Origin of the sequence: Pseudomonas sp. S37 (genome assembly GCF_016658545.1) — a bacterium.
GTDB lineage: Bacteria > Pseudomonadota > Gammaproteobacteria > Pseudomonadales > Pseudomonadaceae > Aquipseudomonas.
In genome coordinates this window covers 32,947-48,680 of record NZ_JACVZC010000002.1, presented here as the reverse complement: position 1 = coordinate 48,680, position 15,734 = coordinate 32,947, and the positions used below count along the sequence as shown (strand labels likewise).

The window sequence follows — 15,734 nt, the reverse complement described above, 5'->3', positions numbered from 1 at the left end:
CCCGGCGGCATGGACGACCAGCAGTAAGGGAACTATGTGAAGCGAAGCAGTCCGCTGTCACCGCTGTTGCTGGGAGCCTTCGGGCTCCTGGCCCTCAACTTCCACCCGGTTGCCCACGCAGCCGATGATATAGACCCCCAACTGCGCCACATCGGGCCCTCGCTGTTACGCGATGCGCCCGACGCGGTGCCTGCCCGCCCCGCCATTGGCATGGCCCCGGTCGCCAGCGGCGAACGCCTGGGGCTGGCCGACGCGGTGCTGCAGGCCGCGCAATGGCACCCCAGCATCGCCGAAGCCATCGGCAACCTGTACAAACAGGGCGAAGGTATCAACGTCGCCCGCGCGGGGTACTACCCGCAGATTTCCGGCGGTATCCGCACCGGTTATGACACCGGCTATGGCGGCGACCGCAACAGCCAGGCCCTCAACCTGTCGCTCAAGCAGATGCTGTACGACTTCGGCAAGGTCGACAGCGCCGTCAGCGCAGCCCAGGCCGCCGCCGCCCGCGCCCAGGCCAACATCCTGCTGGTAGTGGATGACCTGGCCCGCGACACCGCCTACGCCTGGATCGAGACCCGCCGCTATGAACAACTGATGACCATTGCCCGCGACCAGGTCCGCGGGGTCGGCGACATTGCCGGCATGGCCCGCCAGCGCAGCGACATGGGCGCCAGCACCCGCTCCGACGTGGTACAGGCCGAGTCGCGGGTGGAAAGCGCCCGCGCCACGCTGGAGGAGTACCAGTCGCAATACGAGCGCTGGCGCTCGACTCTGGCGGCGCTGATGGGGCGCGTCACCCCACCGGCGCTGGCCGAAGAGTCACCCCCGGCATTGAACCAGGCCTGCAAGCGGCCCTCGCAAGGCGATGACCGCCTGCCTGCCGTGCTGATGGCCCTGGCCCAGCGCGCCCAAGGCCAGGCCGAACTGGCCCAGGCCAAGGCCGAGGCCTACCCGACCGTGTCGTTGCAACCGCAGGTCAACCACTACCTGGACAACGACTACAACCGCGACAACTCACGCATGGACCGCACCCAGGCGGGCATCTACCTGAATGTCGAGGTGCCGATCTACCAGGGCGGCGCCATCAGCGCCCGCAGCCGCGCCGCCGGTCATGCCCTGACGGCTGCCGACTCCGCCGAAGATGCCGCCCGCCTGCAAGCCCGTCGCGGCCTGGCCGAGGCCAAGGCGCAAACCTCCGGGCTGGGCCGCCGGCTGAGTTCGCTGGAAGCGCGCCAGGTCAGCATCCAGGAAGCGCGCATGCTGTATGGCCGCCAGTACCTGGACCTGGGCACGCGGCCCCTGCTCGACCTGCTCAACGCCGAGCAGGAGATCTACCAGTCACGCTTCGAACTTGCCGGCACCCGTTCCGACCTGCTGCGCCTGGATGTCGACTGCCTGTACAACACCGGCGCCCTGCGCACGGCCTTTGGCCTTGACGGGCGCAACCTGCAAGGTGTGGAGATCCAGCCATGAGCGATTCGATCAATGTAAGCCTGCCCAGTCAACCTGCGGCTCCCGCGGCCGAGCAGCCGCACCGGCCAGACCTTGGCCCCTGGCTGGAAGTCATGCTGCAGGTGGCGCACCACTACCGCCTGGACGTGTCGCCCCAGCGCATTCGCCTGGCTGCCGTCGAAGACGCTCGCCCGCTGGACGAAATCCTTCGGCACATGGCCCGCCAGGCTGGTCTGGCCCTGCGCTTCGTGCGCTTCGACGCCAAGGGCCTGCGGCAATGGCGCACGCCGCTGGTGCTGGAGCTGGACGATGGCCAACTGGCCGTGGTCGAGTCGGTTACCGAGGAAGATGACCTGGCAGTGGTGTTTGCCGGTGATCAGGGCCTGACCTCGCGCCTGCCCCGTGACAGCCTCAAGGGCCGCATCAACCGCGTTGCCCTGCTGCGCCCGGCGCGGCCGCTACGCGATGTGCGCACCGACGACTACACCGCGCCTTACGACCGCCACTGGTTTGCCCGTATCGTGCTGCGCGACCTGCGCCCGTATGGGCAAGTGATGGTCGCCTCGCTGGTGGCCAACGTGCTGGCACTGGCCGGGGTGTTGTTCTCGATGCAGGTGTACGACCGGGTGATCCCGGCCGAATCGCTGCCCACCTTGTACGTGCTGTTTGGCGGCGTGGTGCTGGCGCTGGTGTTCGACTTCAGCATGCGCCTGCTGCGGCTGAAGGTGACCGACCTGCTGGGCAAGCGCGCCGATTTGCGGGTGAGCGACCTGGTCTACGGCCATGCCCTGCGCCTGCGCAACTCGGTGCGGCCCAAATCTACCGGCTCGTTCATTTCGCAACTGCGCGAGCTGGAGTCGATCCGCGACCTGATCACTTCCAGTACCGCCACGGCCCTGGCCGACTTGCCGTTCTTCCTGCTGTTCCTGTTCGTGTTCTGGCTGATCGGCGGTGTGCTGGTGTTCATCCCGCTGGTGGCGCTGCTGGCCATGGTGCTGCCCGGGTTGCTGGCACAACGGCGCCTGGCGCGGCTGGCCAATGCCTCGATGCGCGAATCGGCGCTGCGCAACGCCATGCTGGTGGAAAGTATCCAGGGCCTGGACGAGATCAAGGCGCTGCAGGCCGAAGCGCGCTTCGAACGCCAGTGGAATCAGTACAACGCTGCCTGTGCACACACCAACCTGCGCCTGCGCACCCTCACCAACGGCCTGGTGACCTGGACCCAGAACGTGCAGGGCGCGGTATTTGCCGTGGTCATCGTGATCGGCGCGCCCATGGTGATCGCCGGCGACCTCACCACCGGTAGCCTGGTGGCGGCCTCCATGCTGTCGTCGCGGATGATGGCGCCGCTGGCCCAGCTGACCCACGTGCTGACCCGCTGGCAACAGGCCAAGGTGGCGCTGCAGGGCCTGGACAAGCTCATGCAGTCGCCGGTCGACCACCCCGAAGGTGAAGCCCGCGTTCACCTGCCGGCGATTCGCGGCGAGTACCGCCTGCGCCAGGCCAACTTCCGCTACAGCGAAGAGTCCCCACCGGTGCTCAACATCGGCCAGCTGGATATCCAGCCGGGCGAGCGCATTGCCGTGCTCGGCCGCAACGGCGCCGGCAAGTCGACCCTGCTGCAAGCGCTGGGCGGGGCCATGGACCTGGTGCAGGGCGAGGTCAGCCTGGACGGCATCGCCATGGCCCACCTCGACCCTGCCGACCTGCGCCGCGATGTCGGCCTGCTGCCGCAGTACGCGCGGCTGTTCCATGGCACCCTGCGGGAAAACCTCACCCTCGGCGCGGGCCAGGCCAGCGACCAGGAACTGGTGGCCGCGCTGGCCGCAACTGGCGCGCTGGACTTCGTCCGCCGCCTGCCAAAGGGCATGGACCATTTGATCCTCGAAGGCGGCCTGGGCCTGTCCGGTGGCCAGCGCCAGGCGCTGGTGCTGTCGCGCCTGCTGGTGCGTCAGCCGCAGGTCCTGCTGCTGGACGAGCCGACCGCATCGCTGGACGACATGACCGAGCGCAAGCTGCTGGATAACCTGGAGCGCTTCTGCCAGGGCCGTACCCTGGTGATCGCCACCCACCGCCTGAGCGTGCTGCAACGGGTGGACCGCATCGTGGTGCTCGATGGCGGGCGCATCGTCATCGACGACACGCGTGATGCCGCAATGGCCAAACTGCAAGGAGCGCAGGCATGAGCAACCATGAACTCCCGGCCTCCTACCTGGACGGGCAGGACGACCAGGCGGTATTCCGCGCCGGCCGCATCATCACCATCTGCGCGCTGATGCTGGCGGCGTTCCTCGCCTGGGCGGCGTGGTTCGAGGTCACCGAAGTGTCCACCGGCACCGGCAAGGTCATCCCCAGCTCGCGCGAGCAGGTGATCCAGTCGTTCGAAGGCGGCATCGTCGCGCAGATGAGCGTGGCCGAAGGCGACCTGGTCGAGCGCGGCCAGGTGCTGGCCCAGCTCGACCCGACCAAGACCGCCTCCAGCGTTGGCGAAAGCGAAGCCAAGTACCGCGCCGCCAAGGCCAGCCAGGCACGCCTGCAGGCCGAGGTGACCGGCAAGCCGCTGACGTTCCCCGAAAGCCTGCGCGATTCGCCCGACCTGATCGATGCTGAAACCGCCCTGTACCAGACCCGCCGCCGCGGCCTGGAACAGACCTTGGCGGGGATCCAGGACTCGCTGCAATTGGTGCGCAGCGAACTGAAGATCACCGAGAACCTGGCGAAGATGGGCGCGTCCAGCCGGGTCGAGGTGATCCGCCTTAACCGCCAGCGCTCGGAGCTGGAGCTGAAAGCCAACGAAGCCCGCTCCGACTACCTGGTGCGGGCCCGCGAAGAGCTGGCCAAGGCCAGCGCCGAGGCCGACAGCCTGTCGGAGGTGATCCGCGGGCGCAGCGACTCGCTCACCCGCCTGACCCTGCGCTCGCCGGTGCGCGGCATCGTCAAGGACATCGAGGTCAACACCCTGGGTGGCGTGGTGCAGCCCGGCGGCCAGGTGATGAAGATCGTGCCGATGGATGAGCGCCTGCTGATCGAAACCCGCATTGCCCCGCGCGACATTGCCTTCATCCACCCGGACCAAGCGGCCAAGGTCAAGATCAGTGCCTATGACTACTCGGTGTATGGCGGGCTGGATGGCAAGGTGGTGGGGATTTCGCCGGATACCCTGCAGGATGAGGTGAAACCGGAGATCTATTACTACCGGGTGTTCATCCGTACCGAACAGGACAGCTTGCAGAACAAGGCCGGCAAGCATTTCGCGATCGTGCCGGGGATGATTGCCACGGTGGATATCCGTACTGGCGAGAAGACCATCCTCGATTACCTGATCAAACCGCTGAACCGGGCCAAGGAGGCCCTGCGCGAGCGCTGACGGTTGGCCTGAGATAGAAATCCCTGTGGGAGCGGGTTCACCCGCGAAGGGGCCTGGCCTGCGATATGCATTGTCTGGCCCGGCCTCTTCGCGGGTGAACCCGCTCCCACAGGGGTCGGGGTGGCCTTCTTGATTGGCAACAGATCTTGCGCCCTAAAGCCCAGCCCGAACAGGCCGATAACCGGTTATCCCCAGTTCCCCACCGAAGGTCACCATGGCCACGCAAAAAGCCCGCGCGGACTCGCTGTCGCTGCTGCTGTTCACCCTGCGCAGCGGCAAGCTGATGGCAATCAACCTGCTCAAGGTCAGCGAGATCATCCCCTGCCCGCCACTGACCAAGCTGCCCGAGTCGCATCCGCACGTGAAAGGCGTAGCCACCCTGCGCGGCCATTCGCTGTCGGTCATCGACCTGTCCCGCGCCATCGGCGAGCGGCCGCTGGAAGACCCGCAAGGCGGCTGCCTGATCGTCACCGAGATCAGCCGTTCGCGCCAGGGCCTGCATGTGCAGGCGGTCAGCCGCATCGTGCATTGCCTGAGCACCGACATCAAACCGCCGCCCTACGCCTCGGGCAACCGTTCGTTCATCACCGGCGTGACCCGCGTCGACAACACCCTGGTGCAGGTGCTGGATATCGAAAAGGTCATTCACGGGATTGCCCCACCCGCAGCCGAAACTCATCACAGTGGCCTGAACGAAGAGGACGCCAGCCTGCTGGCCGCCAGCAACATCCTGGTGGTGGACGACAGTAACGTGGCCCTGCAGCAGTCGGTGCATACCCTGCGTAACCTGGGCATCGAATGCCACACCGCGCGCAGCGCCAAGGATGCGATCAACGTGCTGCTGGAGCTGCAAGGCACCGCGCAGGAGATCAACATCGTCGTCTCCGACATCGAAATGAGCGAGATGGACGGCTATGCCTTCACCCGCACCCTGCGTGAAACACCCGACTTCCAGCACCTGTACGTGCTGCTGCACACCTCGCTGGACAGTGCCATGAGCAGCGAGAAAGCGACCCAGGCCGGGGCCAATGCCATCCTCACCAAGTTCTCCTCGCCGGAACTGACCGATTGTCTGGTGGTGGCGGCGCGTACCGTGGTGTTCGCCGAGCACTGATATATTCGGTGACATAGTCCCCGGCTTGCCGCCGGGGGTGAGTCGGGCATAATTCGCGCCCCTCGGAAGAAAACTGCCGGAACCGCGTATGAAGTTTCTCAGCTCCATCCTGATCAGCTGCGCCCTCTTCAGCAGTGTCGCCCAGGCTTCCAGCAGCCAGGCCTGGAACGAGCAGCGCCAACAGATGCTCAAGGCCTGCCTGGCCGCCAGCCAGTTCAAGGACGCCCACGCCCGCGGCAAACCCGCCGAATTCGATGACCAGGTGGGCATGAGTGCCCTGCTGATCGAAGGCGTGTACCCGCAAAAGCACATGCAACAACGCACTGGCACCGAGCTGTGCCTGTATGATCGCCAGCACCAGCGTGCCTTCGTCAGCGAATGGAGCCCGGAGGCCAAGTGACCGACAGCTTGCGTTTTGGCTGTACCGGCTGCGGCAAGTGCTGCACCGGTCACCATGTGCCGCTGACCCTGGACGAAGCCCGGCGCTGGGCGGCTGACGCCGGCCAGGTGATCGTGCTGATCGAAGCGTTCGTCACCGATGGCCCGGGCATGCCGCTGGAGCAGCGTGAACATGTGCTGCGCCGCTCGCACCCGGTGCAGTGCGGTGAAGGTGAGGCGCGGGTGTCGGTGACCTTTGCCGCCTTCAACCCAGGGCGTTGCCGCAACCTTGACGACAACGACCTGTGCACCATCTACGAACAGCGACCGTTGGTTTGCCGCATCTACCCGGTTGAAATCAACCCGCATATTCCGCTGCGGCCCGAGAGCAAGGACTGCCCGCCGGAAGCCTGGCAACAGGGGCCAGCGCTGATCCACGGCACGCAGTTGGTCGATGCCGGGCTGGAAGCGTTGGTGCAAGCCTCGCGCCAGGCCGACCGGAACGACATTGCTGCCAAGGTGGCGGTGTGCCAGGCGCTGGGCATGACCACCAGTGCGCTCAAGGGCAACGGGTTTACTGCCTACTTGCCGGACATGGGCGCGTTTGCCGGGGCGCTGGCACAGGTGCCCGTGGATGACCGTACGCCGTGGAATCTGCATGTAGAGGATGAAGCGCTGGTGGCGAGCTTGCAGGGGCATGGTTTGCGCACTACCAACGAGGCCCCGTTGTACTACGCCTTTATCGGTTTCTAGCCATCTCTGCGCGACGCACCTGTTTTACGCGAAAATCTGCAACTGACGCGATCCCTGTGGGAGCGGCTTTAGCCGCGAACACCGGCACAGCCGGTGCCATGCACCGAGTTGGATTCTTCGCGGGTAAACCCGCTCCCACAGGAGCCGCAGCGCATTTACAGACTTCGTTGTCTGCGCGAAGGGCGAAACTGACACGGCTGTCAGCCAGCGGTCACGCTGCCGACCCGGTTCGGGGGCTATAAGATTGAATACTGACCACCCTTCCCTCTTCCCCTGGCCAAGGTGCCCGCACCGATGCGACGTCCGTCCCGTTCCGCTCTCCTCGCCGCCCTGGCGCTCTTCATCCTGGCGGTAGCAGGTGTCTGGTTCGCCCAGCGCCAGCCTGCGCCAACCACCCGCGCGCAAACGGCGGTGCCGGTGCGGGTGGTCAGCGTTGCCCAGCAGGACGTGCCGCGCTACGCCAGTGCCATCGGCTCGGTGCTGTCGCTGCACAGCGTCGAGATACGCCCACAAGTGGAAGGCGTGCTGACCCAGGTGCTGGTCAAGGAAGGCCAGTGGGTGAAGGAAGGCGACCTGCTGGCTACCCTCGACGACCGCGCCATCCGCGCCAGCCTCGACCAGGCCCGGGCGGAACTGGGCCAGAGCCAGGCGCAGATCCAGGTCGCCAACGTCGACCTGCAGCGCTACCGCCTGCTGAGCACCGACAACGGCGTGTCGAAACAGACCCTCGACCAGCAACAGGCACTGGTCAACCGCCTGCAGGCCACGGTCAAGGGCAACCAGGCGGCCATCGACAATGCCCAGGTGCAGCTGTCGTACACGCAGATCCGCTCGCCCGTCACCGGCCGGGTAGGCATCCGCAACGTCGACCCCGGCAACCTGGTACGCACCAGCGATACCCAGGGCCTGTTCAGCGTCACCCAGATCGACCCGATTGCCGTCGAGTTCGCCCTGCCGCAGCAGATGCTGCCTACCCTGCAGAGCCTGCTGAAGGCGCCGACCCCGGCGCTGGTGCAGGCCTACATGGACGCCGACGGCGAACGCAGCCTGCTGGGTGAGGGCCACCTGGCACTGATCGACAACCAGATTTCCGCCACCACCGGCACCGTGCGGGTCAAAGCCGAATTCGACAACAAGGACGGCCACCTGTGGCCGGGCCAGTTGGTCACCATTCGCCTGCGTACGGCGGTGGAAGAAAACGCCCTGGTGGTACCGCCGCCGGTGGTGCAACGCGGCGTCGATGGGCATTTCGTCTACCGCCTGGACGGCGACAAGGTCACCAGTGTGCCGGTCAAGGTGCTGTACCAGGACAGCGGCCTGAACATCATTGCCGGGGTCAAGCCGGGCGAACGGCTGGTGCTCGATGGCCAGTCGCGGCTCAAGCCGGGGGCGCGGGTCGAAGTCACCCCTGACGCCCCTGCGCCATCGGAAATGGCCGACCGCCGGAGCCAGCCATGAATACGCGCAACGGTGTTTCGGCCTGGTGCATCGACCACCCCATCGCCACCTTGCTGCTGACCTTTGCCCTGGTGCTGTTGGGCGCCATCGCCTTTCCGCGCCTGCCGGTGGCGCCGCTGCCCGAGGCGGACTTCCCGACCATTCAGGTAACTGCCCAGTTGCCCGGCGCCAGCCCGGAAACCATGGCCTCGTCGGTGGCCACACCGCTGGAGGTGCAGTTCAGCGCCATTCCTGGCATGACCCAGATGACCAGCAGCAGTGCGCTGGGCTCGACCACCCTGATTCTGCAATTCACGCTGGACAAGAACATCGACACCGCCGCCCAGGAAGTGCAGGCGGCGATCAACACCGCCACCGCGCGCCTGCCCCAGGACCTGCCCAACCCGCCGACCTGGCGCAAGGTCAACCCGGCCGACAGCCCGGTGCTGGTGATGACCGTCAGCTCCAGCCAGATGCCCGGCAACGACCTCAGCGATTACGCCGAAACCCTGCTGGCCCGTCAGCTGAGCCAGATCGAAGGGGTCGGCCTGATCAACATCACCGGGCAACTGCGCCCGGCGATCCGCGTGCAGGCGCAACCCGAGAAGCTCGCCGCCATCGGCCTGACCCTGGCCGACCTGCGCCAGGCCATCCAGCAGACCAGCCTGAACCTGGCCAAGGGCGCGCTGTACGGTGAGCACAGTGTGTCGACCATCGCCGCCAACGACCAGTTGTTCCACCCCGAGGACTACGCCCAACTGATCGTCTCGTACCGCGACGGCGCCCCCGTGCATTTGAAGGACGTGGCCAAGGTCATCAACGGCGCGGAAAACGCCTACGTCAAGGCCTGGTCCGGTGACCAGCCGGGGCTGAACCTGGTGATCTTCCGCCAGCCGGGCGCCAATATCGTCGACACCGTGGACCGGGTCATGGCCGCCCTGCCCAAGCTGCAGGAGATGCTGCCGGCCTCGATCGAAGTGTCGGTGCTGCAGGACCGCACGCAAACCATCCGCGCCTCGCTGCATGAAGTGGAGCTGACCCTGATGATCGCCGTAGCCCTGGTGATCGGGGTCATGGCACTGTTCCTGCGCCAGTGGTCGGCGACCATGGTGGTGTCCAGCGTGCTCGGCGTGTCGCTGATCGCCAGCTGCGCGCTGATGTACATCCTCGGTTTCAGCCTGAACAACCTGACCTTGGTGGCCATCGTCATTTCCGTGGGCTTTGTGGTGGACGATGCCATCGTGGTGGTGGAGAACATCCACCGCCACCTGGAGGCCGGCGACGACAGCCGCACGGCGGCGCTCAAGGGCGCCGGGGAAATCGGCTTTACCGTGGTGTCGATCAGCTTCTCGCTGATTGCCGCGTTCATCCCGCTGCTGTTCATGGGCGGCGTGGTGGGCCGGCTGTTCAAGGAGTTTGCCCTTACTGCCACCTCCACCATCCTGATTTCGGTGGTGGTTTCGCTGACCCTGGCGCCCACCCTGTGCGCGCTGTTCATGCGCCGCCCGCCGGGCGAGCACAAGGGCGGCTTTGGCGAGCGGCTGGTCAAGTGGTACGAAAAGGGCCTGAACCACGCCCTCGCCCACCAGCGCCTGACCCTCGGTGTGTTCGGGGTGACCCTGGCATTGGCAGTGGCCGGATACGTGGCCATCCCCAAGGGGTTCTTCCCGCTGCAGGACACCGGTTTCATCCTCGGCACCAGCGAGGCGGCGGCGGATGTGTCGTACCCGTCGATGATCGAGAAACATCAGGCGCTGGCAAAAATTATCGAAGCCGACCCGGCGGTGCGCGCGTTCTCGCATTCGGTGGGCGTGACCGGCAGCAACCAGACCATCGCCAACGGCCGCTTCTGGATCGCCCTCAAGCCGCGTGGCGAGCGTGATGTGTCGGCCAGCGAACTGATCGACCGGCTACGGCCCAAGCTGGCCCAGGTGCCGGGCATCGTCCTTTACATGCGCGCCGGCCAGGACATCAACCTCAGTTCCGGGCCTTCGCGCACCCAGTACCAGTATGTGCTCAAGAGCAACGACGGCGAGGCACTGAACCTGTGGACCCAGCGCCTGACCGAGCGCCTGCGGGAAAACCCGGCCTTCCGGGACCTGTCCAACGACCTGCAACTGGGCGCCAGTGTTACCCGCATCGACATCGACCGCCAGGCTGCAGCGCGTTTTGGCCTGACCACCACCGACGTCGACCAGGCGCTGTACGACGCCTTCGGCCAGCGGCAGATCAGCGAGTTCCAGACCGACACCAACCAGTACAAGGTCATTCTTGAACTGGATGCGCGCCAGCGCGGTAAGGCCGAGAGCCTGAACTACTTTTACCTGCGCTCGCCGCTAACCAGCGAAATGGTGCCGCTGTCGGCGGTGGCCCACGTGGCGCCACCCGGCACCGGTCCGCTGTCGATCAGCCACGACGGTCTGTTCCCGGCCGCCAACCTGTCGTTCAACCTGGCCCCCGGCGTGGCCCTGGGCGATGCGGTGAGCATCCTTGACCGCACCCAGCGCGAACTGGGCATGCCCGACTCGATCAGCGGCAACTTCCAGGGCGCGGCGCAGGCCTTCCAGAGTTCGCTGTCGAGCCAGCCGTGGCTGATCCTGGCAGCGCTGGTGGCGGTGTACATCATTCTTGGCGTGCTGTACGAAAGCTTCGTGCACCCGCTGACGATCATCTCCACCCTGCCCTCGGCCGGCCTCGGTGCGCTGATTCTGCTGTGGGCCATGGGCCAGGACTTCAGCATCATGGGGCTGATCGGCGTGGTGCTGCTGATCGGCATCGTCAAGAAGAACGGCATCCTGCTGATCGACTTTGCCCTCGAAGCCCAGCGCCACCACGGCCTGACACCTGAGCAGGCGATTCATCAGGCGTGTCTGACGCGCTTCCGGCCGATCATCATGACCACGCTGGCCGCCCTGCTCGGCGCGGTGCCGCTGATGTTCGGCTTTGGCACCGGCGCCGAACTGCGCCAGCCACTGGGCATCGCCGTGGTCGGCGGCCTGCTGGTGAGCCAGGCGCTGACGCTGTTCACCACCCCGGTCATATACTTGGCCCTGGAGCGCCTGTTCCACCGCCGCCAGGCTGCCCGTGCGGCAGCGCCAAGTGCCAGTTAGGACAAGACCATGCGTGTGCTGATCATCGAAGACGAAGAAAAAACCGCCGACTACCTGCATCGCGGCCTTACCGAGCAGGGCTTTACCGTCGACCTGGCGCGCGACGGCATCGACGGCCTGCACCTGGCCCTGGAGGGCGACCACGCGGTCATCGTGCTGGACGTGATGCTGCCGGGCCTGGACGGCTACGGCGTGCTGCGTGCCCTGCGCGCGCGCAAGCAGACCCCGGTGATCATGCTGACCGCCCGCGAACGGGTCGAAGACCGCATCCACGGCCTGCGCGAAGGCGCCGACGACTACCTGGGCAAGCCGTTCTCGTTCCTTGAACTGGTCGCCCGCCTGCAAGCCCTGACCCGCCGCAGCAGCAGCCATGAACCGCTGCAGGTGCAGGTGGCCGACCTGTGGATCGACCTGATGGCGCGCAAGGCCACGCGTGCCGGCCAGCGCCTGGACCTGACCGCCAAGGAGTTCTCGCTGCTTAGCGTGCTGGCGCGTCGGCAAGGCGAGATCCTGTCGAAGACGGCGATTGCCGAGCTGGTCTGGGACATTAATTTCGACAGTGACGCCAATGTCGTCGAAGTGGCGATCAAGCGCCTGCGCGCCAAGCTCGACGGGCCGTTCGACAACAAACTGCTGCACACCATCCGAGGCATGGGCTATGTCCTGGAAAACCGTGCGGGGTAACTCCATTGCGCTGCGTTTGTCGGCGCTGTTCATCCTGGTCGCACTGGGCGTGTTCCTGCTGATCGGCTCGGCGCTGTACCGCCAGGTCGACCGCAGCCTCGACCTGCTGCCGCAGGCAGAGCTGGATGCGCGCTTCAGCGTGCTCGAATCCACCCTCAACCGCTTTGGCACGCCCGAGCACTGGGCCAAGATCAACAACAAGCTCAACCTGCTCAGCGAGGAAGACAAGCGCATTCGCTTCTGGGTAGTCGGCAGCAACCCGGCTTATGAATACGGCCAGCCCAGCGAGCTGGTGCGCGCCTTCGCCGAGGGGCCGCAAGGCATGCGCGACCTGCGACTGCCCGACCACCCGTACCCGTACAAAGTGCTGGTCAGTGAACTGCCGGCCCTGGGCGAGCGCCCGCCACTGCGTTTTCTGATCGGCATCGACACCGAAACCTTCTGGCAGGCCCAGCACAGCCTGCTGGTGGCGATTGTCGGGCTGGCGGTACTCGGCGTGCTGCTGGCCTCGCTGCTGGGGTACTGGGTGGCGCGCATTGGCCTGCGCCCGCTGCTGGCGTTGTCCAACGAGGCCCAGGCGCTGGCACCGCCACGCCTGGACGGGCGCCTGCAAACCCAGGCGCTGGCCCCGGAGCTGGCGCAATTCGCCGGCGCCTTCAACGCCGCGCTCGACCGGGTCAGCCAGGCCTATTCGCGGCTGGAGGCGTTCAACGCCGACGTAGCCCACGAACTGCGCTCGCCGTTGACCAACCTGATTGGCCAGACCCAGGTGGCGCTGACCCGCGGGCGCAGCGCCGAGCACTACTTCGAAGTGCTGCAATCGAACCTGGAAGAACTGGAGCGCCTGCGCAGCATCATCAACGACATGCTGTTCCTGGCCAGTGCCGACCAGGGCAGCAAGGCCACCGCCCTGACCCAGGCTTCGCTGGCCGAAGAAGTGGCGACCACCCTCGACTACCTGGACTACATCCTCGAAGACGCGCAGGTCAGCGTAAGCGTCAGCGGCGATGCCCAGGCGCCGATCGAAAAAGCCCAGTTGCGCCGGGCCTTGATCAACCTGCTGAACAACGCCGTACAGCACACCGCGCCGCACCAGGTGATCCGGGTGCAGATCGATGCCGGGGCGGAGCAGGTCAGTATTGCCGTGAGCAACCCGGGGCCGGCGATTGATGATGAGCATTTGCCGTTGCTGTTCGAACGCTTCTACCGCGTGGATGCGGCGCGCAGCAACAGTGGTGGTGGTAACCATGGGTTGGGGTTGGCGATCGTCAAGGCGATTGCGCTGATGCATGGGGGTGAGGTGTTTGTGCGCAGTGGGGCGGGGTTCAATACCTTTGGTATCCAGTTGCCGATCCTGAGGGTTACGCGGTCCCTGTAGGAGCGGCCTTGCGTCGCGATGGGGCGCGCAGCGGCCCCAAATTCTGTGCAATAGCATCAATAGCCGGGGCTGCTGCGCAGCCCATCGCGACACAAGGCCGCTCCTACAGGGACTGCGTCTAGCACAAGGGTTTGCGGCGAAAGTACTATTGCTTTCTCAAGGATCGTTACCTTTTGCGCAACAGTGCTTATCGCACTTCGCTCTGTTTCCAGTGCATTGAAAGGACTAACTTTACCCCTGTCCTCATTAGCACTTGCACAGCAAGAAGGTAGTTTCAAATGTCCAACAGTATGGGTATTGCCAGCGTTTTCGTCCTGTCGTCCCTGTTGTTGTCGCCCCTGGCCATGGCCGAAGAATCCCCGGCTTTCGTCGCCCGTAATGCAGAGTTCGCCGCGGTCCATCAAGACGCCCGCGAAGCCGTAGCCGCACAGAAGGCCGATGCCGTAAAAGACGCAAACCAGACCGCTTCCAAGGTCTCTGTCGATGCCAATGCCGACAGCTGATCATACGCTGTTACTGCTCCCGTTTTCCCTTGGCTACGCCATGGGCACCACCGGTGCCGATATGTTAGCCTTTTAAAGCCGCTGCCGATCAGCGGCTTTTTTTATGTGCTGTAACTATCAGCCCGGCTGTAACGTTCACCTATAAGAAAGACGCACATTCAAAAATAAAAACTGCCCCACCGTCAGACCAAAGGAGCTAGTACCGGTGCCTTCCGCGTTTCGTTTTACCCCGCTTTTCATTGCGTTGACTGCAACGATCCCTTTCGCCGCCCAGGCAGATGAAGACAAGGCTGATGGCTTCATCGAAGGCTCGTCCTTCAACCTGCATTTCCGTAACGCCTACTTCAACCGCGACAACCACAACGCCGGCGTGCGCGACACCCGCGAGTGGGGCCAGGGCGCAGTGGCGCGCTTCGAGTCCGGCTACACCCCGGGCACCGTCGGTTTTGGCCTGGACTCCCATGCCATGCTGGGCCTGAAGCTCGACGGCGGTGGCGGCCATGCCGGCACCAGCATCCTGCCCGAGCACATCAAGGACGACGGCGAGCTGGGCGCTGCCCCACACGCGTTCTCCACGGCCGGTGCCGCGGTCAAGCTGAAGGCCTTCGACACCGAACTGAAAGCCGGTGACCTGTTCCTCACCAATCCGGTGATTGCCGGCGGTGAAACGCGCATGCTGCCGCAGACCTTCCGCGGTGTGAGCCTGACCAACACCAGCGTCGACGGCCTGCTGCTCGAAGGCGGCCAGGTGAGCTTCACCCACCCGTACAACCAGAGCGGCCACCGCCGTATCGACACCTACTACGGCTCGCTGGACGAGCACGACAAAAGCAAACACCTGAACTGGGCTGGCGCGTCGTGGAGCGGTACCCCGAACATCACCGCCAACCTGTACGCGGCCGAGCTGAAGGACATCTGGAACCAGTACTACGCTGACTTCGACTACACCTACGTGGTCAACGACCTGGTCAGCCTGAACCCGGGCGTGCATTTCTACCACACCCAGGACACCGGCCAGGCCCTGCTGGGCAAGATCGACAACAACACCTACAGCGTGCACTTCACCGTCAACGCCGGGTACCACAGCGTCACTGCCGCCTACCAGCGGGTCAACGGCAACACGCCGTTCGACTACATCAACCTGGGCGACAGCGTGTACCTGGACAACTCGCGCATGTACTCGGACTTCAACGCCCCGAACGAGCGGTCGTGGAAGCTGCAGTACGACTATGACTTTGCCGGTGTCGGCGTGCCTGGCCTGACCAGCTCGCTGTCGTACTCCCGTGGTGAAGCGGACCTGACCAAGGCCACGCAGAACACTGACCACTACGACTACTACCGTGCCGATGGCAAGAACGCCATGCACTGGGAGCGCGACCTGGACGTGAAATACGTGTTCCAGGAAGGTGACCTCAAGGACCTGTCGGTACTGGTGCGTTATGCCACCCACCGTGGCAGCCAGGGTTATGCCTCGATCGACAGCAACAGCGACAACGACGAAGTGCGGGTGATCGTCGATTACCCACTGAATGTGTTCTGATCCTCATCTGTAGGCAGC

Annotated in this window: 12 protein-coding genes; all 12 read left to right on the top strand. The window is 65.1% G+C overall.

What is annotated here, in order from left to right; translation table 11 throughout:
• Positions 1-36: 36 nt before the first annotated feature.
• Positions 37-1,473 (top strand): TolC family outer membrane protein, encoded by a 1,437-nt coding sequence (locus tag IAE39_RS01000; RefSeq protein ID WP_201198542.1) that lies wholly within the window; start codon positions 37-39, stop codon positions 1,471-1,473.
• Positions 1,470-3,638 carry a type I secretion system permease/ATPase gene (locus IAE39_RS00995; protein ID WP_201198540.1) on the top strand — a complete coding sequence of 723 codons (2,169 nt, stop codon included), beginning with the start codon at positions 1,470-1,472 and terminating at the stop codon, positions 3,636-3,638. Before IAE39_RS01000 ends, IAE39_RS00995 begins: the two co-directional genes overlap by 4 nt.
• The gene (locus IAE39_RS00990; protein WP_201198538.1) at positions 3,635-4,819 is read left to right on the top strand and encodes an HlyD family type I secretion periplasmic adaptor subunit; all 1,185 of its coding nucleotides are present in this window, start codon (positions 3,635-3,637) and stop codon (positions 4,817-4,819) included. Before IAE39_RS00995 ends, IAE39_RS00990 begins: the two co-directional genes overlap by 4 nt.
• Before the next feature lie 214 nt (positions 4,820-5,033).
• Positions 5,034-5,933, top strand: coding sequence for a chemotaxis protein (locus tag IAE39_RS00985; protein WP_201198536.1), 900 nt, complete (start codon positions 5,034-5,036; stop codon positions 5,931-5,933).
• An 88-nt stretch (positions 5,934-6,021) separates the two neighbouring features.
• Positions 6,022-6,333: a hypothetical protein gene (locus IAE39_RS00980; RefSeq protein WP_201198534.1), complete on the top strand. Its 312-nt coding sequence runs from the start codon at positions 6,022-6,024 to the stop codon at positions 6,331-6,333.
• Complete coding sequence (locus IAE39_RS00975) at positions 6,330-7,064, top strand: YkgJ family cysteine cluster protein (protein WP_201198532.1); 735 nt, start codon at positions 6,330-6,332, stop codon at positions 7,062-7,064. Before IAE39_RS00980 ends, IAE39_RS00975 begins: the two co-directional genes overlap by 4 nt.
• 294 nt (positions 7,065-7,358) lie before the next feature.
• Complete coding sequence (locus tag IAE39_RS00970) at positions 7,359-8,522, top strand: efflux RND transporter periplasmic adaptor subunit (RefSeq protein ID WP_201198530.1); 1,164 nt, start codon at positions 7,359-7,361, stop codon at positions 8,520-8,522.
• On the top strand, positions 8,519-11,611 hold the full coding sequence (locus IAE39_RS00965) for a multidrug efflux RND transporter permease subunit (protein WP_201198528.1): 3,093 nt from the start codon (positions 8,519-8,521) through the stop codon (positions 11,609-11,611). The genes IAE39_RS00970 and IAE39_RS00965 overlap by 4 nt, the downstream gene beginning before the upstream one ends.
• Before the next feature lie 9 nt (positions 11,612-11,620).
• A complete protein-coding gene (locus IAE39_RS00960; RefSeq protein WP_201198526.1) occupies positions 11,621-12,295 on the top strand; it encodes a heavy metal response regulator transcription factor in 675 nt (224 codons plus the stop codon).
• Entirely contained in the window at positions 12,270-13,673 is a 1,404-nt protein-coding gene (locus tag IAE39_RS00955; RefSeq protein WP_201198524.1) for a heavy metal sensor histidine kinase, read from the top strand. Before IAE39_RS00960 ends, IAE39_RS00955 begins: the two co-directional genes overlap by 26 nt.
• 278 nt (positions 13,674-13,951) lie before the next feature.
• Positions 13,952-14,176: a hypothetical protein gene (locus IAE39_RS00950; RefSeq protein WP_201198522.1), complete on the top strand. Its 225-nt coding sequence runs from the start codon at positions 13,952-13,954 to the stop codon at positions 14,174-14,176.
• Positions 14,177-14,381: 205 nt separating this feature from the next.
• Complete coding sequence (locus IAE39_RS00945) at positions 14,382-15,716, top strand: OprD family porin (RefSeq protein ID WP_201198520.1); 1,335 nt, start codon at positions 14,382-14,384, stop codon at positions 15,714-15,716.
• Positions 15,717-15,734 lie beyond the last annotated feature (18 nt).